This is a genomic window from Vibrio sp. CCB-PB317 (assembly GCF_022808245.1).
In the GTDB taxonomy this organism is placed as follows: domain Bacteria; phylum Pseudomonadota; class Gammaproteobacteria; order Enterobacterales; family Vibrionaceae; genus Vibrio; species Vibrio diabolicus.
This window is the reverse complement of record NZ_JALGNU010000001.1, coordinates 459,850-482,560: the sequence shown is the minus strand read 5'-3', so window position 1 is coordinate 482,560 and position 22,711 is coordinate 459,850. Positions and strand designations below refer to the sequence as shown.

Sequence of the window (22,711 nt, the reverse complement as noted above, 5' to 3'; positions counted from 1 at the left end):
CAAATGAGGGGTGGAACGTCAGCTAAAACGTCAGTGCGCTTTGCCATTCGCGAATCCAAGACTTACGCATTTTTGCCACTTCATCAGCACTAAAGCTCAACGACTTGTTTGGAACGCTCAAGGTTTCAAAACCTTTAGGTAACTCAACGTCTGTAACAGGGTACATCCAGTTACCCGTTGGCATCGCTGACTGGAACTCATCACTTAAAATGAAATTCATAAATTGATCAGCAAGTTCTGAATTTTTTGCCCCTTTCACTTTAGCGGCGACTTCAACTTGCATGTAGTGACCTTCAGCAAAATTCGCCGTCGCAAACTTTGAATCGTTTTCCGCAATTAAGTGGTACGCAGGTGACGTAGTGTAAGAAAGCACTAAGTCCGACTCGCCGTTAAGGAACATGGAATACGCTTCTGACCAACCTTTCGTGACCGTTACGGTTTTGCTCGCTAGCTTCTGCCACGCTTGCGTCACATCGTCGCCATAAATGGATTTCATCCACAGCATCAAGCCTTGGCCCGGCGTTGACGTACGCGGATCTTGATAAATCACTTTCAAATCGTCGCGCGTTTCCACCAGCTCTTTCATGCTTTTCGGCGGATTAGCCAGTTTCTCTGTGTTGTACACAAACGCGAAGTAGCCGTAATCGTACGGTACAAACGTCGTGTCGCTCCAACCATTTGGTAACACTGTGTTAGCCGTATCCACATTGTGCTCGGTAAGCAGACCGGTTTTCTTCGCTTCTGCCATCAGATTGTTATCCAAACCTAACACGATGTCGGCTTTGCTATTACCGCCTTCAAGACGAAGACGATTCAGGATCGACACACCATCGTCCAACGCCACGAAGTTAACGTCACAGCCACATTTTGCTTCAAAAGCTTGCTCGATTTTAGGACCTGGTCCCCAATCTGCGGCAAAAGAATCGTAGGTATAAATAGTTAATGGGTTTTCAGCAGCAAACGCTGAAGTTGAAGTAATTGCAGCTAAGGCAATCAGACTTGAAGTGGTTTTCACTGCTCGCTCTCCATGAGTATTTCAGAGAAATAAGTTGAGCGGCACAGGGTTGAGGCGGCTATTAAGGACTTCCAATATCCAGACTCAATTCCTACGCCAGCATTATCTGGTTCAGGTAATACGGGTCCCTAGTAAAGCACTTAGGTCTCAGCGCCCAAATGCATTGATTGACTCAATGCTAAATGGGTTTGCTCCCCGATGAGTTGGATGGATTGTAAAGGTATTTGAGTGGTTACACAATCAGCTCACGAACGCTGGTCATAACCCCAACGAGGCACTAAACCTTGCTCAATACCTAAGTGGTCGAGAATTCTCGCCACCATAAAATCCACTAAGTCTTCAATGCTCTTTGGCTGATGGTAGAAACCCGGAGCCGCTGGCATGATGGTGACGCCCATTTGCGATAGCTTGTGCATGTTCTCCAGATGCAGCGTTGAAAATGGTGTTTCGCGAACAACGAGCAACAACTGCCCACGCTCTTTCATCACCACGTCAGCGGCGCGCTCAATCAAGTTATCCGACATACCATGCGCGATCGCCGCAACACTTCCTGCTGAACATGGGCAGACCACCATTTGCTTGGGTGCCGCAGAGCCAGACGCTACCGGTGAGAACCAGTCATCTTTACCGCAAACGGTGATGTTATTTGGATCACAGTTGAGATGCTCCACCAACGCTTGCTTTGCGGCTTCAGGCCCACTTGGCAACTTAAGGTTGTGTTCGGTTGCCATCACGACACGAGCCGCTGAAGAGATCAGAACGTAGACATGATAATCCGCCGCGACCAAACATTCTAAAAGGCGCAGACCATAAGGCGCACCAGATGCTCCAGTTAACGCTAAAGTGATGGCTTTTTCTGCTTGCTGCTGTTTGTTTTGCATAAAATCAGGCTTTTTGTTTAAGTTGCTCGAGGATCTTGCCGTGAATACCGCCAAAGCCACCATTACTCATCACGAGGATTTGGTCACCTGGCTGCGCACGTTCAACGATTTTCGCTACAAAGTTATCGATGTCAGCGTCAACAAAAGCAGGTTGCTGACATTGTTCCGCGATATCTTGCACCGACCATTCGATGTTGTCTGGTTGGAATAAGAACACTTCATCTGCGCTGTGTAGCGAATCCGCGAGTGTGTTTTTGTGCACGCCGCGCTTCATAGTGGCAGAACGAGGTTCCAACACGGCAAGAATGCGTTTTTCGCCTACCTTGTTACGCAAACCACCGACGGTGAGTTCAATTGCCGTTGGGTGATGCGCAAAATCATCGTAAACCGTCACACCTTGCTCTTCACCTTTTAACTCAAGACGGCGCTTGGTGTTAATGAAACGGCCCAGAGCCTGACACGCAAGCTCCGGCGTTACGCCAACGTGTCGCGCCGCGGCAATCGCCATTAACGCATTATCAACGTTATGATCACCCACCAAATCCCATTCGACGGTACCGACCTTCTCGCCTTGTAGAGCAACTTCAAATTTTGAGCCATCGACCACTAATTTGTGCGCCTGCCAGTCGCCATCAACACCTGAAAACTGCTTTTCTGTCCAGCAACCACGCTCTAATACATCCGCCAAAGCTTGGTCTTGCTTCGGAGCTAAGATTAAGCCATTGCCGGGAACCGTTCGCACTAAATGATGGAATTGGCGCTTGATCGCCTCTAGATCATCGAAGATGTCTGCATGATCAAACTCAAGGTTGTTCATGATTAAGGTTCGAGGATGGTAGTGCACAAACTTAGAACGCTTATCGAAAAAAGCACTGTCATATTCGTCCGCTTCAACGACAAAAAACATGCTTTCACCCAAACGAGCAGAGACTCCAAAGTTACCAAGTACTCCACCAACTAGGAAACCAGGTTGATAACCGCAGTCTTCGAGTATCCAAGCCAGCATGCTCGACGTAGTCGTTTTACCGTGTGTACCCGATACCGCCAATACCCAGCGATCGTGCAGCAAAAACTCGTTGAGCCACTGCGGACCAGAGGTGTAGCGCATGTTGGTATTGAGCACATGTTCAACACATGGGTTACCACGGCTCATGGCATTACCAATCACCACAAGGTCTGGTTGAGGGTCGAGTTGAGACGGGTCGAAGCCTTCAATAATTTCAATACCTTGAGACTCAAGCAACGTGCTCATCGGTGGGTAAACGTTGGCATCAGAACCAGTGACTTTATGCCCTAATTGGCGCGCTAAAATCGCAGCGCCGCCCATAAATGTGCCACAGATACCCAAGATATGAATGTGCATAAACTAAACCTTGTAATGCGTTCTTTAATGCTTTCATTATCGCGATCACAACCAGAAAAGCGAGAGACTTTAGCCTTCTTCTTGCAGTCCCTTTCACAAATATGACAAGGTTGAACACAGACTGTACAACCTCTTGCTTACTGATGAATCCCTCAAACAAGTCTACAAATAAATTGAGATCTCAAACAGTTACTTCATTACCATTAAAAAGATCTGCGACTTAAACTTACATCCAGCGCAATCGTTTAACATCCATAAAGAGATGCTCACTTGCGCACTACCCCCAATGAAATGAAAATGTAAGGATTAACCATGTCAGGACTGCGCACCCTAGGCGAGTTCATTGTCGAAAAACAAGCGGATTTCCCCCACGCTAGCGGTGATCTATCATCCCTTTTAGCCTCCATTCGTTTAGCTGCAAAAATCGTTAACCGCGAAATCAACGCAGCGGGTCTCGGTGATATCACTGGTGCTGTAGGCACGGAAAATGTCCAAGGTGAAGACCAGCAAAAGCTCGATGTTTACGCGAACGATAAGTTCAAAGCCGCGCTTGAAGCTCGTGACCAAGTGTGTGGCGTTGCCAGTGAGGAAGAAGACGAAGCGGTTGCTTTCAACAAAGAGCTCAACCAAAACGCCAAATATGTGGTACTGATGGACCCACTTGATGGTTCTTCTAACATCGATGTGAACGTCTCTGTCGGTACTATCTTCTCTATTTATCGCCGTGTTTCACCTATTGGCACACCAGCGACAGAAGAAGATTTCCTTCAGCCTGGTCATAAGCAAGTTGCCGCTGGTTACGTGATTTACGGTTCATCAACCATGTTGGTTTACACCACGGGTAACGGCGTAAACGGCTTTACTTACGACCCATCTATCGGCAGCTTCTGCTTATCGCACGAAAACATGATGATTCCAGAAGAAGGCAAGATTTATTCGATCAACGAAGGTAACTACATTCGCTTCCCTCAAGGGGTGAAGAAGTACATCAAGTACTGCCAAGAGAATGTGCCAGAAGACGGTCGTCCATACACTTCTCGCTACATTGGGTCATTGGTTGCAGATTTCCACCGCAACTTACTGAAAGGTGGTATCTACCTTTACCCTAGTACGCAAAGCCATCCACAGGGCAAACTGCGTCTACTTTATGAATGTAACCCAATGGCGTTCTTAATTGAGCAAGCGGGCGGTATTGCATCAGACGGCGTCAATCGCATCATGGATATCAAACCAACCGAACTGCACCAACGTGTGCCTTTCTTTGTTGGTTCTAAGAACATGGTTCGCAAAGTTGAAGAGTTCCTTGAACTGCACCGCGACGAAGAATAATTTCAGACCTTTGTCCAACGCGGCAGGTGTTTACCTGCCGCGTTTTTGTCGCTAAAGTGAAACGCGAATTTATCATCAGATGAAGCCGCTTCTGTGTGACTCATCGTTAATGAAAAGGAATATTCTAATGAGCTTAAACCATGTGCCAGCAGGCAAGTCGCTGCCTGAAGACATCTATGTCGTGATCGAAATTCCTGCAAATGCAGATCCAATCAAGTACGAAGTAGATAAAGACTCTGGTGCGGTATTTGTCGACCGTTTCATGTCTGCACCGATGTTCTACCCATGTAACTATGGCTACGTGAACAATACGCTGTCTCTTGATGGCGACCCAGTCGACGTACTGGTACCAACACCATACCCACTCATGCCAGGTTCAGTGATTCGCTGCCGTCCTGTTGGCGTTTTGAAGATGACGGATGAGTCAGGTGAAGACGCAAAAGTGTTTGCGGTTCCCCACACCAAAATCTCGAAAGAGTACGATCACATCCAAAATGTGGACGATATCCCAGAACTACTGAAAGCGCAGATCACGCAATTCTTTGAGCGTTACAAAGAGCTTGAAGCGGGCAAATGGGTGAAAGTGGATGGTTGGGCAGATGTTGCTGCCGCTAAAGCTGAGATCCTAGAATCTTACGAGCGCGCTCAGAAAAAATAAGCATCACGGCTGATACAAAATTAAAAAGAGCTGCTTTAGGGCAGCTCTTTTGCTTTTCATCTTGTGTAAGTCAACTAGATAGGCGCGCCTGCAGAAGACATTCGGCCGGCGTCATAGTCATGCTGAAAGAAAGGGTCTAGGTCATCACAAATACCAAAATACGGACGCCCGATAACACCAAGCATATACGCGCTTTGTTCACAATACTCTTGCTTCCCTTGCTGATAACCCGTTTGATAGGCCATGATCAGTTCAGGCGTAGCATGATTAGTACCATCCAGTGCAGCGATGCGATCTTCAGATAAAACTCTTAATCCATCTAAGGCAGACTGCTTACCAAACGCTTGCCAGTCGGTAACATTACTCGAGGTCGGCAGGGTTGTTTGCGCGCATGCGGCAAGAATCAACGCCATTGATCCAATTACGAATACCTTCATCATGACTCCTTAGTGACCAGCTCGTCGCTATTGATAATGTCAGTATAGCTCACACCTTTTGACACCAATCTCCGGAAGCGATTTCTTCGGTCAGTTGTTCAGTATCTTGATACAAGTAGATCCAAGCTTGGCCAAACGGCGTGACGATACTCTCTCGACGATACTCTACTGGCACATCTTCCAACTTATCTAGCTCGGATAAGGTTTCATCATCAATCAGATACACTTCACCTTGTATCGAGCGCTGCCCGACAGACAACGCGGGATAAGGACCTAAGTCATACAGTGCGAACTGAGCATCCGTTTCATGCTGACCAAGAAACTGGGCCGAGCTTAGAAAGTGATGATTACACTCTCCTTTACGTAAGGTCCCATATACAAAAACTAAATGCTGCATAACCACTCCTTAGTCATGAACTTTATGTACGCAGACGAACAAGCTCTAATCGAACTCAAATTGATAGAGTAGGTCAACCGCACTATCTACACCAGAAACCGCCTCTAAATACAGATCTTGCATCAATCGATAACGCACGGTGAACTCGCCTAGTGAGTTAAAGATGCCGACGCCGTATTTCACCTGTAATCCCGGCAGAATGTAACCACTGACGGTCACTTGAGAATCATCGCCCGACCCCGCCGTATCCAATTGTAAATCTTGAACCCCAAAGGCTTCACCGATTTCACCAACCACGCGTCCACTCTTTGCCAAACTTAGGCCGATCAACGTGGTGGTCATAGCATTGCCTCCCGCTTCGCCATCAATGTCTTGACCGCGAAGTAGGTAAGAGAGCGCATTCGCTTGAGGCATCGCTGGCTCAGAGAATATCTCCACATTTGGATCCGATGCTGGTCCTGTTACACGCACACCAGCAATCACGTCATCTTGGGTATTATCTGGATTTCGAATCGCCTTAATAGAAACGTACGGCTGATCTGCCGGGCCATTCATTAAGATCTTACCCTCTTCAATCACCAAATCCTGACCAAAAGAGCGGTAAGAACCGTCGACGATATTAACCTCACCAACGATGAACGGACCTTTATCTTTCTGTGTCACATTGAGGTTACCTTTCAGACCACCTTTCAAGCCAAAGGCGGCCAGTTGGAAGTCATCACCGATTTTAATGTTGATATCCGTTTCAACATCAAATGGCATTGGCTCAATATCACTCACAGGCTGTAAGTTCTGGTCCAAAATCACAGTGTCGCTTGAAACACCAACCGCACTTGGTGGCAGCTCTTCAACCACTACTCGTCCCCAAGGCAAATTAATATTACCTTCGACCTTAGCAAGCTGTGGTGTGACATCAATAGTCATGTCCGGCTCAACTTTGATTTTTACCATTGGTGGAAGATCCACCTGAAGCTCTTTCGCAAATACGCGCGCTTTGGTATGCCAATTTTGTAGATCCTGCCAATCGGCCTCACCGGTCACTTCCAACTCACCATCTGGCGTCATGATACCCGCATCAAGATCCGCTTGGTGACCTTTAAAGTTGATCGCGACCTGACCGGAGTTAATGTCTATCGGCGTGACTTCACCTTGTAGCTTCATTTGATCAATCAAGAACTGACCGTTGACTTTAGGGTGCATAACATCACCAGATATCGCCAAATCAGTATTCATATTCGCTTTGAATAGGCTGTACTCACCTATCAACGGCGCTAAGAAATCCAGATGGAATGTCGATAGCGAGACCTTACCGTCAATCTCAGGCTGCTCAGACGTTACATCGACCAAAGAAACCTGACCAGATAAGTCACCGTTGTCTCTCACATCAAATAACCACTCAGCATCTAACTTGTCTTTTGCCAGCGCCGCTTTAAAGCTAAAGCTTTCCCAACCAAGTGTTATCGGCTGCTCTAGTGCTTGCTCTACTTGACCTTTAGGCATATCAACGTTCACCGTGACTTCCGGCTTCATCTCTGGTGCCCATTTTGCTGTTGCTTGCGCGTTGACCGACCCTTGTAATTTCGTCTCTGGCGGCAGGAACTGCTTGATTTGTTCAAAGTCAAAGTCGTTCACGGCTAACTTGGCTTCGCCACTTTGACCAACACTAATATCTTCGGTCAAACAAACACTCGAATTGGCTTGTAGCCAACAATGTGCTTGAACATCAGCGAGTTGTTTATCGATGTTGACTTTAACCGCCGTCGATTTCTGCAACGCCCACGGTCCCTGCGGCGTGCTCAAAGTAAGACGACGCAATGCACCATCCCAGATCATTTGCGGCTTCTGTATGAATGAGCCTTCAATTTCTAAGCTGGTTGATACAATGTCAGACACCACATCTAGCGTCAGTTGGTGCAGTTTTTCATCCCCAGAAACTTCAAGGTCTGCACTATCAACTTTAATGTCGTCGTAGGTAATGTTGTTAGCAATGAGGCTTAAGTTAGCTTTCGGTGCTGGCAGAGGCGTCACATCTCCCTTCAAGGTTATGTTTTCAACGTTCGCTTGCTGCTGCCAGTTCACTTGATTTAGCGCTAGGTCTAATTTGATGTCAGGCTCTTTCAAGCTACCACGCAGCGCCACATTGCCCTGCATCTTACCCGCTAGATCCGGAACACTTTTCGCAAAATCGGGGAAGTTAACCTCAACATCCATTAATATCTGTTTATCAATCTTACCCTTGGCACTCAATTGGTTAGGGCCATGAGAAAGCGCTAAACCTTGCGTGGTAAGCTGAATGTCTTCACCTCTGCCATTCTTATCAGACGCTTCAAGTTGACCTTCCACATTCAGCGGATAACCGCGCAAAATGCCATCGATATCTAACTTAGGTAAACTGACTTGCCAACCGCCTTGTTCTGTTAAAGAACCTGAAGTCGAGAGGCTGCCACTGATATCGCCTTCCGCCTCTTCCCATTGAAGCCCTGGTTGAATATGTTGCAAATTAAGGTCAGCTTGCCAGTTGATTGGCGCAGCCCAATTCGCCATCACCTGACCGGATAGCTCACCGCCCAATGTTTTGACTACCAGGCTTTCAAGATCGATTTGCTCTAATGTGCCTTTGCCGTTTAGTGCAACATCTACAGCAGGAATATCTTTACCCGAAGCTTGTGTTTCTAGTGCCACAGTGTATCCGTCCAGGGAACCTTTTGCAGATAAACTTGGTACCGATACTTGATAATCACTTTGACCGATTAACGGCCATTGCGCTTGCACATTTTTGATTGCAACATCAAAGGGTAACTGCGCTTTCAGGGGCTGAAGTTCACCTTTGATCTCCGCTTCGACTAGTTCAGATAAGGTCGCAGTGAGAGAAAGATCTCCCACCGAACCTTCAGCTGACAGCGACAGCTTTTGCCCTTTCGCATCCGCTTGCTTCACCAGCGCATCGAGCTGAGCTTTGAGAGGATAGTCGGCAGAAAGCGTTACTTGCGTGCTTAACTTACCTTCCACTTCAGGCATATCGAGCTCTAATGTTTTCACATCAACACGGTCGCCCCCCGCTTTCGCTACAGCACCAAGGTGGTGAACGATCACCGGCTTCTCACCTGCAAGCTTGAAGTTATGAATATCGAGGCGTCTTGCTTCCACAGTGAGTGGAATCCACACCTCAGGTAACACAATATCTTGCGGCGGAGCGTCAGCGTCTTTCGGCTCGTCTGTGGCCGCTTCAGGTTCAGCTTCACTTGGAGCCAGTGCGACATTGATGTCTTTTAATGCCGTCGGCGCAATCACCAAACGGTCGCCTTGCATAGAAAGTCCGGTAGAGAAATCTTGCCAATCAATTTGGTTGCCTAAAATGTTTAAGTTAATGTCATCAAAACTGACCTTATTAACAAAAATAGGGACTGGTGTACTGACTGTACGTAATGGTGGTGTCTCCTCTGGCTCTTCGCCTGCCGGAGGGAGCTCTGGCATCTGAAAGTTAACACCTTGCAGGGTTAGCTCATCGACACAGACTTTAGGATCAAAGAAACAACGGAAGTTAACCGCTAACGCTAAACGATCGACTTTTGCGTCGATGTTCAAAGATTCGTCGACAAAACTGACGTTCTGTAGCTCAAAACGAGGAAATAATGAACCCTGAACTTGCTCTATCTGTAGTTGCGGTAAAGCCTTTTCTGCTCCCCACAACGCGAGCTTAAGACCAGGGTGAGTAAATAGCACTGTCGCAACAAAAATGATGAGCAACAGCAATAGACCAATCAAACTTAGCGACAGCCATTTGGTCCACTTAAACATCATTTTGATCATAACTCAGGCCCCAATGAGAAGTGGATGCGGAACTCTCTTTCTGGTTTTTCATCCAGTCCCCACGCAAAATCAAAGCTAACCGGTCCAACCGGAGACGCCCAACGGATACCCACACCAGCACCCGATTTCCATTCAGGTGTTTCGTTAAATGCATCACCAATATCGTAGAAGGTGGCTGCCCACCAGTTTCCATACACGCGATATTGATACTCTAATGTGCTGCTGACGATGTATTTACCACCCGTCAAGGCACCACTTTCATCCACAGGTGAAATAGATTCGTATCCATAACCACGAATGTTGTTATCACCACCAGCGAAGAAACGCAGGGAAGGTGAAAGCTTTTCAAATTCGTCGGTGATGTTCGCACCACCTTCTAAACGGAACAAACCACGATGATTATCACCGATCCCGCGGATCCAAGATGATCGCCCTAATAGGCGCAATACTCGCGTTTCTGAAAGCAAAGCAGGATCACCATATTCGATCGTTACACTTTGCTTATCCCCCCACATTGGCATGTTGCCACCACGGACACGAGTTCGTGAAAAAGTGGCTCCGGGTAACACAAATTGCACCCCATCATCTTGCAGACCTTGAGAGAAGTTTTCGTACAAGTGACGAACATAAATGGTTTTATGCCAGCCGCCATCAGTTAGCCAATGTCGTTCAACTGCCAGGTTGGATTCCAAACTCTCCGTATCTCGGTTATCAAGGTGCTTTAAACCAAATTGCAGTTGGTAGTATTCACGCAACACATCATCAAGCGGGATTTTGTATCCTGCCGTGATCGTCTGTTCTGGCTTTGATAGTGATAACGCCGTATTAAAGCTGTGACCACGTGAACTAACCCATGGTTTTTTCCATTTTAACGTGCCACGCACACCAGTATCGGTCGAGTAACCAAGGCCGGTTTCTATTTGGTTTTTTGACGCTGGCGCGAGCGAGACCTTAATTGGCAATTCGCGTCCCTCATCCAATTTACTTAAATCAGGCTCAACAAAAACCGATGAAAACCAATCGGTATTAGACAGGTTTTGGTTGTACTCTCCCACTTGCGAAACCAAGTAAGGTTCACCAATTTCAAAAGGTCGCATTGACTCAACACGGTTTTCCCAAATCTGACTACCAGTAATGTTAATCGGACCAAAGTGATAACGAATACCACTGTCATAATGCAAACGCACGTTCGCTTCATTGAAGTCAGGAATCACTTCAAGTTTGCTGAGCTTGTAATCACCATTGAAATAACCACGCTGCAACGCCAAGTTACGAATACCCGATTTCAGGCTATCGTATTCGCCTTGATTCAATACTTTGCCGACTTTAAGCGGTGAACGTTCAATAAGTTTGGCGAACTCTTCATCGTCTTTTGCTTCACCTGTGATCACCACATCCATGACTTTCACTTTCACAGGTAAACCCGGCTTGATGCTGACGATCAACTCATCATTCCCTTCCGGAATAGAGTATGAAATTTTTGCATGATAATACCCAAGCGCATTAAGAGCTTCAGTGATACTTTGATCTAATCTCGCTTGAAAGCGCAGAGAAGTGGAGTAGTCCTTCGCTGGAATGGACGACAGGTACGCACTGACATTCTCTTCTAAAGCGCCATCGATGCCTTTTAAAGTCAAAGAAACATCGGCATAGGCACCATGAGAAAAGGCAAACAGGCCAACAATGGTGAGGAGAGCTTTTTTTATCATGCTTTTTTGGCTGAATGAGGTTAAGTAAACGTAAATAATGATAACGCCAATTAAAGTCTAAGTCTGTAATATTAATAGGTTTAACGCGGTCTATGTCATCACAGCATCAGATACAGACGAAATGAAAAAGTTCGCAAATTTAAGACACGTATTGAAGGACAAATACCATGCTCAACAAACAAACATTGATCAGTATAGAAGATGCCTTGCCAGGTAGAGATCAACCGATGCAGGTTGAAGATCATCATTTTGTAAATAAATCTAACTTAAAGGCACCATTGGAGCCGCATCAACAACAAATTCTGCTGGGAATGGGCTGCTTTTGGGGCGCTGAGCGCGTATTTTGGCAACTGGATGGGGTTATCTCCACTTCGGTTGGCTACGCCGGTGGATATACGCCCAATCCTACTTATGAAGAGGTGTGTACGGGTAAAACAGGCCATACAGAGGTAGTACGAGTCGTCTTCGATGAACGCGTGATTTCCTTAGAAAAACTACTGGCCGTTTTTTGGGAGAAACATGACCCAACCCAGGGGATGCGTCAAGGTAACGATTTGGGCACACAATACCGTTCGGCTATTTATACTTATTCCGCGAAGCAGCAAGAGAGCGCAGAAAAATCGAAGCTCTTGTATCAAAAAGCACTGCAAGAGGAACTACGCGCGAACATCACCACTGAGATACAGCCAGCGGGCCCGTATTATTTTGCCGAAACTTACCACCAGCAATATCTGGCTAAAAAACCTGACGGTTACTGCGGTATCGGTGGCACAGGTGTTTGCTTTCCACCCAGCTTACAAAGTTAGTTCCTACGACTAACTCAAACCAAAAAGAGCGACCGAATAGGTCGCTCTTTTTTGAAATCGAAAACTAAATTCAAGCCAACGGGCTCTTAAACAGACAGCGAAGCAATCACTTGGTTGACTTCTTTAAAGATGGTGAGTCTTTTCTGATCGTTGACGTCAGGGAGCAAAACTTTGCCATTGTCGAACTGAAAACATCCAACCCCAGCAATAAAGAATTGACCTTTGAACAACGTTTTAACGAAACGTGCCACTTGTAATGGTCGGTATACAGCAAACTCACGTAGCATAACTCACCTCAATTCCTTTGAGAAAACACGGATTGCTTATTTATCCTCTGCAATCTTGATGCGCAATCTGCGACGAGGTTCATTTTAGCAAATTCTAAATATAACGCAATATTACACCACCCCATACGTTAAATAAATGTTATCAACAGTTCTACAAATTTCCTAGATCTGGATATATACTGGAAAACTTCCAACTCGTACGGAATATAACAATATGAAAACTAAGACTCTCCTACCTCTACTATTGGCTATAACGCCAAGCTTTGCGTTTGCACACAACCTATCTGTCGGTGAGACCGTTCCTTCTGCCAAGGTCGCGGCTTATGGCGAGATTGTTTTGCAAGGTGAGGGCGTGGCATACCAACCATGGGCAACCCAGCATATGCAGGGTAAGGTTCGTGTTATTCAAGCAATCGCAGGTCGTAGCAGTTCAAAAGAAATGAACGCCCCTTTGATGTCAGCAATAACCGCCGCGCAATTCCCGCAAGAAAGCTACCAAACAACTACGATCATTAACCAAGATGATACAATCTGGGGGACAGGTTCGTTCGTGAAATCTTCAGCCCAAGACAGCAAAAAAGAGTTTCCTTGGTCATCTATGGTTCTGGATGAAAATGGCGTAGTCGCCAACACTTGGGATCTTAAAGAAGAAAGCTCTGCCATTATTGTTCAAGACAAAACAGGCAAAGTGCTGTTTGTAAAAGAAGGCGCACTTGAGCAAGATGAAATTGCAAAGGTGATCGAGCTAATTAAACAGAACATCTAGTCTCGTTGCTTGGCTTCTTAATATCCGTAGTACGCAGTATAAGGAGCCATGCGACCAAACTTAAAGCTTGAGATTTCTGTTGCCCCTAGTTTAACGCTCAGTGATTCCACCAAGGAGACTGTCTCAGATTCGGCGACATCACATGTGTTGACGTAAATTTTCCCACTAGCCAACAAAAGAGTGAACTTTTACTCATTATGGGTGTTATATTATAACAGTCAGTAAGAGGAGCTCAGATGTACCACCACCAGCAAAAGATACGGAAGCATTGGCATCGCACTGTTTTATTTTTCAGTGTCGCGTTGCTGATCGCTTGGAACTTTGCGGTAATCCTTCATCAAGTTGATCTGACTCCCGAACACCACACACACCATCATTGCCAGCTATTTTCTGGGGTTCAGCACGGCATAGCCAAAGCTCAACCGACCCTATCGACGCCAACATTTACGCGCATCCAATACCATGATGTCTTTCAGCGCCTTGTTAATAGTGAAGACATTTGTGGTGCAGCTCGTGCCCCGCCTTATTTTGCTTAATTTCCAAACTATTCCACACTCAACATAATTTGTGCGTATTCCTGCACCTAACGTGTCAGCGAGTCGCACCTTAGTAAATACAAATCTGATCCGGTATTGCTCGGGTTAGTGCCAGCAAAATTAGGAAACACAAAATGTCATCGAAACATGTTTTAGCGCTTGTCATTGGTCTCTCTTTATCGACAGCAGCAAATGCGGACGAATACCGTCAGCACGGTGCTCATGTGCATGGTCACGTCGAATTTAATATCGCCCAAGATGGAAAGGATCTGTTAGTGGAGATTACTGCTCCCGGAGCCGATGTGGTCGGTTTCGAGCATGCTCCAGAAAATGAACAGCAAGAGCAAGCACTTAAACAAGCAATTGCTACCCTAGAAGACAGCAACACACTGTTTGCTATTAACGCGCAAGCCAATTGTGATATTGAAGAAGCTTACGTAAACCATAACCTCAGCACCCCTCATGAAGACCATGATCATAGCGAGCACGACCATGATGACCATGCAAATCACGATCATGAAGGGCACGAACACCATGATCACCACAATGAACATCATGATGAACATCATGATGAACATGAGCACCATGACGGTCACGATGCTCACCATGAGGAGCATGAAAATGGCGGACATGGTGAGTTTTCGGTGCAATATCGCTTCAGCTGTGACCAAGTTAACCAACTCAGTAACATTCAAACCGACTGGTTTAATCAATTTCCAACGACTGAGTCAATCAACGTCAATATATTCACTGACACCATGCAATCAGCCATCAAACTGAGCAAAGATAACTCCCAAATCGTAATCAAATAACACGAGTGGCGTGTAAGTACACACTTACACGCCAATGCTTTGGTGATTTAGTATGACTGAAATCATGTCAAACGTTGTTGAGCTAAATAATGCCCAGTTTGTCTGGCCCGGTTCAACACACGCAACCATTCATATTCCACAGTTACATATTGCCCAAGGTGAGCACGTATTTATCAAAGGTCCCAGTGGCTGCGGTAAATCTACGCTGCTTGCCCTACTAACTGGCATCAACACGTTAACATCAGGCTCTCTATCCGTACTGAATACTGACCTTGTTAGTTTAAGTGCAAGTCAAAGAGACAAATTTCGCGCCGATCACATTGGCTATATCTTTCAGCAGTTCAATTTATTACCTTATTTAAACGTACTTGAAAACGTACTACTGCCTTGCCAATTCAGTCAAACACGACGTGGCCGCGCTCATTCAAGAGTGCCATCTCAAACGTTAGAAGAGCAAGCTCAAGCTCTGCTTGAAAGACTCCACCTACCCAGCGAGCTTCATGCGCGTCCTGTATCGGAACTGAGCATTGGCCAACAACAACGTGTTGCGGCTGCACGAGCACTCATTGGGTATCCGGGGTTAGTGATTGCTGACGAGCCAACCTCCGCTTTAGACCATGATAACCGTAAAGCGTTTATTGAACTCCTGATGGAGCAAACGAATCAAGCCAACGCTACGCTGATCTTCGTCAGTCACGATCCAACGCTTGAGCCCTTATTTGACCGCACACTTAACCTACCAGATATTAACCAAGCATCTGACCTAGGAGCCGCATCATGAGCGCTGTTGCAAAGCTCGCGTGGAAGAGCTTAATCAATCGTAAGGCGACGGCAATATTAACCATCATGACAGTCGCGATTTCTGTCGTACTCCTTTTAGGAGTAGAGCGCATTCGTACTCAGGCAAAAGATAGCTTCGCCAATACAATTTCAGGCACCGACCTCATCATTGGTGGCCGTTCTGGACAAGTGAACTTGCTGCTCTACTCTGTGTTTCGCATTGGCAATGCCACCAACAACATTGACTGGAAGAGCTACCAAGAGTTTGCCAATCATCGAGCAGTAGATTGGGCGATTCCAATCTCACTTGGCGACTCGCACAAAGGGTTCCGAGTCATGGGAACCAACCACAGCTATTTTGAACACTATAAATTCGGAAGTAAGCAATCACTAACATTTTCAGAAGGCCGAGAATTCAATGGTTTATTTGAAACCGTGCTTGGTTCTGATGTCGCAAAACAGCTGGGTTATCACGTCGGTAGTGAAATCATCATTGCCCACGGCATTAGTGATGTAGGCTTTAGCCGACATGACAACCTGCCATTCAAAGTTGTCGGGATTCTTGCGCCCACTGGCACGCCAGTCGACAAAACCGTCCATGTCTCGCTAGAAGCCATCGAAGCCATCCACGTCGGATGGGAAAGCGGTGCACGTTTAGGCCCAACACCCAAGGCACAAGACCTCAAAAACAGAGACTTTCAGCCCAAGCAAATTACCGCGATGCTGGTCGGTTTGAAATCTCGTATTCAGACTTTCGCCCTACAAAGGCAAATCAACACTTATCCCAAAGAACCGCTTAGCGCGATTATGCCCGGGGTTGCGTTGCATGAATTGTGGGGAATGATGTCTGTTGCCGAGCAAGCCTTAATGGCAGTGTCTGGCTTTGTGGTGATTGCAGGATTACTCGGCATGCTAAGCAGCTTATTAACCAGCTTACAGGAGCGCCGCCGTGAAATGGCGATTTTGCGCGCTATGGGGGCAAGACCTCGTCATGTTTTCTCATTATTGATCAGCGAAGCCAGTCTACTTACTGCTGCCGGAATTGTGACTGGAGTGGCAGGGCTGTATGCCATTCTCGCCATCGTGCAACCCATCATTCAACAGCATTATGGAATACATCTGACTTTAAGCCTCTTATCGCCCTATGAATGGATGCTATTAGGTTTCGTACAATGCGCTGGAATTGTAATTGGTTTCATCCCGGCTTTTCGCGCCTACCGACAGTCACTAAGTGACGGAATGACAATAAGGATTTAATAAAATGTGGAGAAAAATACTCGCAAGTTGCTTGCTGATCGTCTCATTTATAGCGCCAGTACTCGCAAGCGAGGAGCCATTAACGCTCGACTGGATTGATCTAGTACCTGAGAAAGAACGCAAACTGTTCGACAGTGTGGGCATGCCAGCTTCTGATCACAGTGGCGGCGCAGCGCAACAGTCTAAAATTGGTAACGTTCGACCAGAGCTAAATGGAAGCCAAGTTAAAATCCCGGGCTTTGTCATCCCGCTTGAAGGTGACGCGAATACCGTCACCGAGTTTTTGTTGGTGCCATACTTTGGAGCTTGTATCCACGTACCACCACCGCCACCAAACCAAATCATTTACGTGAAGTTTCCCAAAGGCGCACCCGTTCAAGAACTGTGGGATGTCATATATGTGATTGGAGAGTTGAAAACCGAAACGATAAGCCACGAGCTGGCTGAAACGGCTTACGTTATTGAGGGATCGAAAATAGAAGCCTACGACGATATGTAGTTTAAGTCGTTGACATGCATCGGTACACCTAAGGCGTCACATCGGCGCCTTTTTTAGTTCTGTGTTACACGATATAACGAGACAAATACGCTAATACGCCAACATAAGTAACCAAAAGAAACGCTATCGACAGGTGCTTTTTTAATTTACCTGCTTCTGAGAACTTCATTGTCCCTCCAAAATAACGATAACAATTTTAACAACTCATTATCATTTTGGATAGCCCTATTCGTTCAAAAACTGAGAACTCCTATCTGGTCGCCTGGTTAGATAAGGTGTAAATTTAAACAAGCGAACAGCGCAGTTCTTGGTAGGAAAATTAATGGCAGAACCGACAAAGCAACCTGTTGTCATCGAACATCAGTCAAACGCACAAAAAAATACGCAACAAGAAAAGAAGCAGGGCTACATCAAAGACAGTGCCAGCAAGGTAAAAACCATTGCCCAAATACACGGTCTTGATGCCTTACTACAAACCGATCCACCAGCCAAATCCGCGCTTGAAAGAGCCCAACTGCGTGAACAGAGACGCCAAGAACAGCGACAAAAAAACCTAGAGCAGATTTTAAAGCTAGCACACAGTTCATGCCGAGATGAAACTGCCGGAGAGCCTGACCAAGACTGGTTGTATCGTTTTTTTGAAATGGCTCAAGACATCCATAACAGCGCGATGCAAAAGTTATGGGCTCAAGTGATGAAGCGTGAAGTGACAAACCCAGGCTCGACGTCTATGAAAGCGCTCAAAGTCCTCAAAGATATGTCACCAAAAGAAGCGCAAACTCTGCAAAGAGCCGCCTCTCTGGCGTGCAGTTTTGGAGGGGATCACAGTCGCAAGCTGTTAATTGGTTATAAAGCGCAAGGAGGAATATTTAGCTTCGGCAAACGAGGCATCGCCAACAGCTTAAACATGGGAAGTTTTCAGCTGCCCTATTCAAGTTTGTTGCTGTTGATTGAACTAGGGTTACTGCATAGTACCGAGCTTGAATCTGGCGAAATTGGTATCGAGACGCCATTGATCCTCACCTACCAAGGTAAAAACTTGTCGCTGAACGTGAACAGCAAAGGCGTCCGTCTTTTATATTACCGCTTCACGCCAACAGGCAATGAGCTCTGTACCTTGCTCGGTAACAAACCTCATGCCGACTACTACGACCAAATGCTTGCGCTTTTAAATCATAGGTTTAGTGTCCATAGTGACGCTAAAAGTACGGTTCATCATACCGTGTAGGCAGTTTGAGAAGCATTTGACCACCCATGATCCAAATGCTTCTTAAGCCGTTCAAAGAGCTTGAGGTCACCAATGATCCAAATGCTTATTTATCGGATCACTGCACGCGACTTAAGCGCTTCCAAGCACAAGTCCACCAGCTCATCGACGCTTTTTTCGCCCGCTGGTAAATCGACTTCCGGATTCTTCGGTGCTTGATATTCAGAATCAATACCAGTGAAGTTAGGAATTTCTCCCGCACGTGCTTTGCGGTACAAACCTTTAGGATCGCGACCTTCGCAGACTTCTAGAGATGCATTGACGAACACTTCGATAAACTCACCTTCTGGCAATAAGTCGCGTACTAGCTGTCGCTCTGCACGATGCGGTGAAATGAACGCCGACAACACAATTAAGCCTGCATCCGCCATCAGTTTAGCCAGTTCACCAATACGACGAATGTTCTCGCGACGATCCTGTTCAGAAAAGCCCAAATCACTACACAGGCCATGTCGCACATTGTCACCATCCAATAAATAGGTGTGGTAACCCAATGCTGCAAGGCGATTTTCCAACGCCCCCGCTACGGTTGATTTACCCGCTCCAGATAAGCCAGTAAACCACAATACGGCAGGTTTTTGCTTCTTTAATTCAGCACGAAACTGTTTATCGACCGAATGCTGGTGCCAAACAATGTTTTCATCTTTTACCGTCGTTTCGGCAGTCATAACGTATCCTTGTAAATATCGGAATTAAAACGGGAAGAAGACCGGAATCAAAGTAAGCACTAATACAGAGTACACAATCGAAATCGGCACACCAATTCTCACATAGTCGGTCAATTTGTAATTTCCTACGCTGTACACCAGCAAGTTGGTTTGATAACCGTAGGGAGAAATAAAGCTCGCACTGGCGCCAAACAAGACCGCCATAATGAATGGCATCGGATCAACGCCATAACCGACCGCCATGCTATAGCCAATAGGAAAAGAAAGCGCAGCCGCGGCATTATTCGTCACCAGTTCAGTAAGAACTAATGTCATGATGTAAGTTGCGACCAAGGCTCCAAACACGCCCCAGCCATTGAACGCTTCAATAAACATCGCTCCCATTCTCTCTGACAAGCCGGAAGAGATCATCAATTGAGCGATGGACAAAGCAGAGCCGACAATCACGACGATATCGATCGGAAAACGGCGGCGCAGTTCTGATATCTGTACAATACCAAACGCGATAAGTGCAATAAGATACGCGGCAAGGCCTTTAATAATCGGTACTAGTTCTAATAGCGCACACCCAATTACGGCAGCAAAACCCAGTAGCACGATAGAGGATTTATTCGTATCAAGCCGAGCGCTAGAGTCCAAATCATGCACTAAAACAAACTCTTTACGATGAGCTCGGCGTTCAGACTCAAAACGCTTCCCCGGAACCAGAACTAACGTGTCACCTGGCGCTAAGGTAATGCTACCCAAACCGCCCTCTAAGCGCTCATGGCCACGACGAATAGCGACAACAACGGCATCAAAGCGGTCACGGAATCGGCTCTCTTTAAGTGTTTTATAGCAAAACGTCGCGGATGAGCTCACCACAACTTCAATAAAATTTTGCCCATTCAAGTGCTGCTGACCAAAAAGCTTGAGGCCCGGAATTTCTTGCAGAGTCGCGACGCTCTCAACATCACCACAAAACAACAAACGGTCTTTCGCATTGAGTACAAAATCCGGTCCTACAGAGGAAACCGTCACACCATCTCGTACAACCTCCGCAAGAAACAGTTTGCGCAGCGCACGTAAATTATTCTCGCTGACCGTGCGCCCAACTAACGGTGAACCAGGCTCTACGCGAGACTCGAGAAAGTACGGTAAATCTTCTTGGCTTTGATCATCGTAGTTCGGCAGTAAGTAACTGAGCGGGATAAGAATCAGCATTCCTCCCACCAACACCGCCAAGCCAATCATCGTGGGTGTAAAAAAGCTCAGGCTCGGCAAACCGGCATCTTCAACAAAGCTGTTGATGATTAAGTTAGTCGACGTACCTATCAAAGTTAATGTGCCACCAAAAATGGCCGCGTAAGACAGCGGGATGAGTAATTTCGAAGGCGCATGCTGCTGATTACGCTTAATCGCCCCAATCAATGAGACAACCACGGCGGTATTATTCGTGAATGAAGAGAGCAAGGCCGTTGATACACCAAGCTTAGCGATCACACTGCCTAACTGGCCTTCAGAAATACTACGGCTCACCCAACTGATTAGTAACGTTTTTTCTAAAGCACACGATGCAAGAATCAACAGAACCAGAGTCAATAACGAAGAGTTGGTAAAGTTGGATGCGATCGTGGCTGAATCCATCATTCCCGCCATAAATGCAATAAAAGCGGCACCCGCAAAGACATAACTAGGCTTAATTTTTGTGACAAGCAAACAAGTGATAATGCCAAGCAAAATCGCTAATACAAACCCTTGTTCCCACATAGCCTTTCCTTACCAAATCGCCCAAAGGGCACAACAACGGCTCATTTATCCGTGAGACACCAGACAAACGAGTAAACAGACCAAAATCAGCGCAAGCGAAAAGAACATCAGAATGCTCGGTTTTCTTGGGCTTCACCGAAGCATTCTGGTATTAGGAGAATAACCTAACTGCATTTCGCAACTCAGTTAGGCAGCGACGCCCCAAGCACAACAAGAGATAGAATCAGAGCTTATCGTGCTCGGGCGCGCCAATTACTTTTTCAGCAATTGGCTGACGTCTTTTGCTTCCCAGTGTGGGAAGTGTTTACGCACAAGTGCATTCAGCTCAACTTCAAACGCAGAGATGTCCGTCAAGTCGCGCTCAACCACCGCGAGGCTTTCTTTGACCATGCCAGCACCAACCGTCACATTCGTCAGACGATCGATAATGATGAAGCCGCCGGTATCAGCACAATCTTGGTAATTGTCCAGCGCAACTGACTCATTGAGAGACCATTCACACAAGCCAATACCATTCAATGGCAGCTCTGCCGCACTATGAGTCGATAGGTTGTTGATATCATATTGGTGACGAATCGCTTCAACATGGCCCACAGTTTTCTTACCCGCGATTTTGATGTCGTAGTCACGACCCGGTTGCAGAGGTTGCTCTGTCATCCATACCACATCGGCAAGCAAGTGGTTTGTGGTTTCCACTTGAGCATTGTCTAGGACAATCAAATCGCCACGGCTAATATCGATCTCATCGCTTAAAGTCAGAGTGACCGCCAACCCAGCACGAGCTTCCTCAATATCACCATCAAACGTAACAATGCGTGCCACAGTTGACGTTTTCCCCGATGGCAATGCTTTGATGGCATCACCGACTTTGATCGAACCTGAAGAAATCGTCCCCGCAAAACCACGGAAATCGAGGTTAGGACGGTTAACGTATTGCACAGGGAAGCGGAACTCACCCGCACCTTTTTCTTGATCCACATCGACCGTTTCAAGAAGTTCAAGCAATGACGGGCCTTTAAACCAGCTTAGGTTTTGCCCTTTATCCACCACATTGTCACCTTCAAGCGCCGAAATCGGGATGATTTGAATATCAATATCCCCGGTCAGATTCTCAGAAAACTTAAGATACTCATCGCGGATTTCTTCAAAGCGCTCTTGAGAGTAATCCACTAAATCCATCTTGTTGATCGCCACAACAAAGTGTTTTAAACCCAGTAGGTTGGAAATAAAAGAGTGACGACGAGTTTGATCAAGAATGCCTTTGCGTGCGTCGACTAAGATCACCGCTAAGTCACACGTCGATGCGCCTGTTGCCATATTACGCGTGTACTGCTCGTGCCCAGGAGTATCGGCGATGATGAACTTACGTTTCTGCGTCGAGAAATAGCGGTAAGCCACATCAATCGTGATCCCCTGCTCGCGCTCAGCTTGTAAGCCATCTACCAACAACGCAAGGTCAGGCTTTTCACCCGTGGTGCCCACACGTTGGCTGTCTGAGTGCACTGCCGCTAGCTGATCTTCATAAATTTGTTTTGAGTCATGGAGTAAGCGACCGATTAGTGTACTTTTACCGTCATCTACCGAGCCACAAGTCAAGAATCTAAGTAACGACTTGTACTGGTGTTGTGTTAAATAGCCTTCGATACCAAGCTCGGCTAATTGAGCTTCAACTGCACTGTTCATTA

At 46.5% G+C, this 22,711-nt stretch carries 21 protein-coding genes and 1 riboswitch; of the genes, 10 read left to right on the top strand and 11 right to left on the bottom strand.

Annotation, left to right across the window (positions count from 1 at the left end; translation table 11 throughout):
• Nucleotides 1-22 precede the first annotated feature (22 nt).
• The 3 genes from thiB to mpl all read right to left on the bottom strand — a co-directional run bounded on the left by thiB (nucleotide 23) and on the right by mpl (nucleotide 3,259).
• Nucleotides 23-1,015 (bottom strand): thiamine ABC transporter substrate binding subunit, encoded by a 993-nt coding sequence (thiB, locus tag MTR11_RS02355; protein WP_006742963.1) that lies wholly within the window; start codon nucleotides 1,013-1,015, stop codon nucleotides 23-25.
• 71 nt (nucleotides 1,016-1,086) lie between these two features.
• A riboswitch (TPP riboswitch) is annotated at nucleotides 1,087-1,223 on the bottom strand.
• Nucleotides 1,224-1,260: 37 nt separating this feature from the next.
• The gene (locus MTR11_RS02350; RefSeq protein WP_006742964.1) at nucleotides 1,261-1,896 is read right to left on the bottom strand and encodes a flavin prenyltransferase UbiX; all 636 of its coding nucleotides are present in this window, start codon (nucleotides 1,894-1,896) and stop codon (nucleotides 1,261-1,263) included.
• Nucleotides 1,897-1,900: 4 nt separating this feature from the next.
• On the bottom strand, nucleotides 1,901-3,259 hold the full coding sequence (gene mpl, locus MTR11_RS02345; protein ID WP_124007403.1) for a UDP-N-acetylmuramate:L-alanyl-gamma-D-glutamyl-meso-diaminopimelate ligase: 1,359 nt from the start codon (nucleotides 3,257-3,259) through the stop codon (nucleotides 1,901-1,903).
• Between the two features lie 312 nt (nucleotides 3,260-3,571).
• Between mpl and fbp the strand changes: the two genes are divergently transcribed.
• Both fbp and ppa read left to right on the top strand, forming a co-directional pair.
• Nucleotides 3,572-4,588, top strand: coding sequence for a class 1 fructose-bisphosphatase (gene fbp / locus MTR11_RS02340; protein ID WP_005392321.1), 1,017 nt, complete (start codon nucleotides 3,572-3,574; stop codon nucleotides 4,586-4,588).
• A 127-nt stretch (nucleotides 4,589-4,715) separates the two neighbouring features.
• Nucleotides 4,716-5,246 (top strand): inorganic diphosphatase, encoded by a 531-nt coding sequence (ppa, locus tag MTR11_RS02335; protein ID WP_046874044.1) that lies wholly within the window; start codon nucleotides 4,716-4,718, stop codon nucleotides 5,244-5,246.
• A gap of 74 nt (nucleotides 5,247-5,320) precedes the next feature.
• Here the strand turns inward: ppa and MTR11_RS02330 are convergent, their stop codons facing one another.
• Genes MTR11_RS02330 through MTR11_RS02315 form a run of 4 tightly spaced genes read right to left on the bottom strand, consistent with a single transcriptional unit; the run spans nucleotide 5,321 to nucleotide 11,599 of the window.
• The gene (locus tag MTR11_RS02330) at nucleotides 5,321-5,683 is read right to left on the bottom strand and encodes a DUF2799 domain-containing protein (protein WP_047009036.1); all 363 of its coding nucleotides are present in this window, start codon (nucleotides 5,681-5,683) and stop codon (nucleotides 5,321-5,323) included.
• Between the two features lie 49 nt (nucleotides 5,684-5,732).
• Nucleotides 5,733-6,080, bottom strand: a complete 348-nt coding sequence (locus MTR11_RS02325) for a gamma-glutamylcyclotransferase (protein ID WP_012841162.1) — start codon at nucleotides 6,078-6,080, stop codon at nucleotides 5,733-5,735.
• A gap of 45 nt (nucleotides 6,081-6,125) precedes the next feature.
• Nucleotides 6,126-9,890: a translocation/assembly module TamB domain-containing protein gene (locus tag MTR11_RS02320; protein WP_243326967.1), complete on the bottom strand. Its 3,765-nt coding sequence runs from the start codon at nucleotides 9,888-9,890 to the stop codon at nucleotides 6,126-6,128.
• The gene (locus MTR11_RS02315; RefSeq protein WP_046874047.1) at nucleotides 9,887-11,599 is read right to left on the bottom strand and encodes an autotransporter assembly complex protein TamA; all 1,713 of its coding nucleotides are present in this window, start codon (nucleotides 11,597-11,599) and stop codon (nucleotides 9,887-9,889) included. The genes MTR11_RS02320 and MTR11_RS02315 overlap by 4 nt, the downstream gene beginning before the upstream one ends.
• 167 nt (nucleotides 11,600-11,766) lie before the next feature.
• Here MTR11_RS02315 and msrA point away from each other — a divergent pair, with 167 nt between their 5' ends.
• Nucleotides 11,767-12,405, top strand: a complete 639-nt coding sequence (msrA, locus tag MTR11_RS02310) for a peptide-methionine (S)-S-oxide reductase MsrA (protein WP_243326966.1) — start codon at nucleotides 11,767-11,769, stop codon at nucleotides 12,403-12,405.
• Nucleotides 12,406-12,491: 86 nt separating this feature from the next.
• On the opposite strand, the gene MTR11_RS02305 is transcribed toward msrA, so the two are convergent.
• Nucleotides 12,492-12,692, bottom strand: coding sequence for a DUF1107 domain-containing protein (locus MTR11_RS02305; RefSeq protein WP_012841164.1), 201 nt, complete (start codon nucleotides 12,690-12,692; stop codon nucleotides 12,492-12,494).
• A 214-nt stretch (nucleotides 12,693-12,906) separates the two neighbouring features.
• Here MTR11_RS02305 and MTR11_RS02300 point away from each other — a divergent pair, with 214 nt between their 5' ends.
• The 7 genes from MTR11_RS02300 to MTR11_RS02270 all read left to right on the top strand — a co-directional run bounded on the left by MTR11_RS02300 (nucleotide 12,907) and on the right by MTR11_RS02270 (nucleotide 18,570).
• Nucleotides 12,907-13,458, top strand: coding sequence for a YtfJ family protein (locus MTR11_RS02300; protein ID WP_243326965.1), 552 nt, complete (start codon nucleotides 12,907-12,909; stop codon nucleotides 13,456-13,458).
• Nucleotides 13,459-13,694: 236 nt separating this feature from the next.
• Nucleotides 13,695-13,994: a DUF2607 family protein gene (locus MTR11_RS02295; protein WP_243326964.1), complete on the top strand. Its 300-nt coding sequence runs from the start codon at nucleotides 13,695-13,697 to the stop codon at nucleotides 13,992-13,994.
• Between the two features lie 134 nt (nucleotides 13,995-14,128).
• On the top strand, nucleotides 14,129-14,806 hold the full coding sequence (gene zrgA / locus MTR11_RS02290; protein WP_243326963.1) for a zinc uptake protein ZrgA: 678 nt from the start codon (nucleotides 14,129-14,131) through the stop codon (nucleotides 14,804-14,806).
• Nucleotides 14,807-14,858: 52 nt separating this feature from the next.
• A complete protein-coding gene (locus tag MTR11_RS02285; protein ID WP_139060154.1) occupies nucleotides 14,859-15,587 on the top strand; it encodes an ABC transporter ATP-binding protein in 729 nt (242 codons plus the stop codon).
• On the top strand, nucleotides 15,584-16,843 hold the full coding sequence (locus tag MTR11_RS02280; protein WP_047009029.1) for an ABC transporter permease: 1,260 nt from the start codon (nucleotides 15,584-15,586) through the stop codon (nucleotides 16,841-16,843). The genes MTR11_RS02285 and MTR11_RS02280 overlap by 4 nt, the downstream gene beginning before the upstream one ends.
• Before the next feature lie 4 nt (nucleotides 16,844-16,847).
• The gene (locus tag MTR11_RS02275; RefSeq protein WP_206946795.1) at nucleotides 16,848-17,342 is read left to right on the top strand and encodes a DUF3299 domain-containing protein; all 495 of its coding nucleotides are present in this window, start codon (nucleotides 16,848-16,850) and stop codon (nucleotides 17,340-17,342) included.
• A 322-nt stretch (nucleotides 17,343-17,664) separates the two neighbouring features.
• Nucleotides 17,665-18,570: a TIGR03899 family protein gene (locus MTR11_RS02270; protein WP_243326962.1), complete on the top strand. Its 906-nt coding sequence runs from the start codon at nucleotides 17,665-17,667 to the stop codon at nucleotides 18,568-18,570.
• An 89-nt stretch (nucleotides 18,571-18,659) separates the two neighbouring features.
• Here the strand turns inward: MTR11_RS02270 and cysC are convergent, their stop codons facing one another.
• The 3 genes from cysC to cysN all read right to left on the bottom strand — a co-directional run bounded on the left by cysC (nucleotide 18,660) and on the right by cysN (nucleotide 22,709).
• Nucleotides 18,660-19,277, bottom strand: coding sequence for an adenylyl-sulfate kinase (gene cysC / locus MTR11_RS02265; RefSeq protein ID WP_005392350.1), 618 nt, complete (start codon nucleotides 19,275-19,277; stop codon nucleotides 18,660-18,662).
• A gap of 24 nt (nucleotides 19,278-19,301) precedes the next feature.
• The gene (locus tag MTR11_RS02260; RefSeq protein WP_005392351.1) at nucleotides 19,302-21,026 is read right to left on the bottom strand and encodes an SLC13 family permease; all 1,725 of its coding nucleotides are present in this window, start codon (nucleotides 21,024-21,026) and stop codon (nucleotides 19,302-19,304) included.
• A 252-nt stretch (nucleotides 21,027-21,278) separates the two neighbouring features.
• Nucleotides 21,279-22,709 (bottom strand): sulfate adenylyltransferase subunit CysN, encoded by a 1,431-nt coding sequence (gene cysN, locus MTR11_RS02255; protein ID WP_046874053.1) that lies wholly within the window; start codon nucleotides 22,707-22,709, stop codon nucleotides 21,279-21,281.
• Nucleotides 22,710-22,711: the final 2 nt, after the last annotated feature.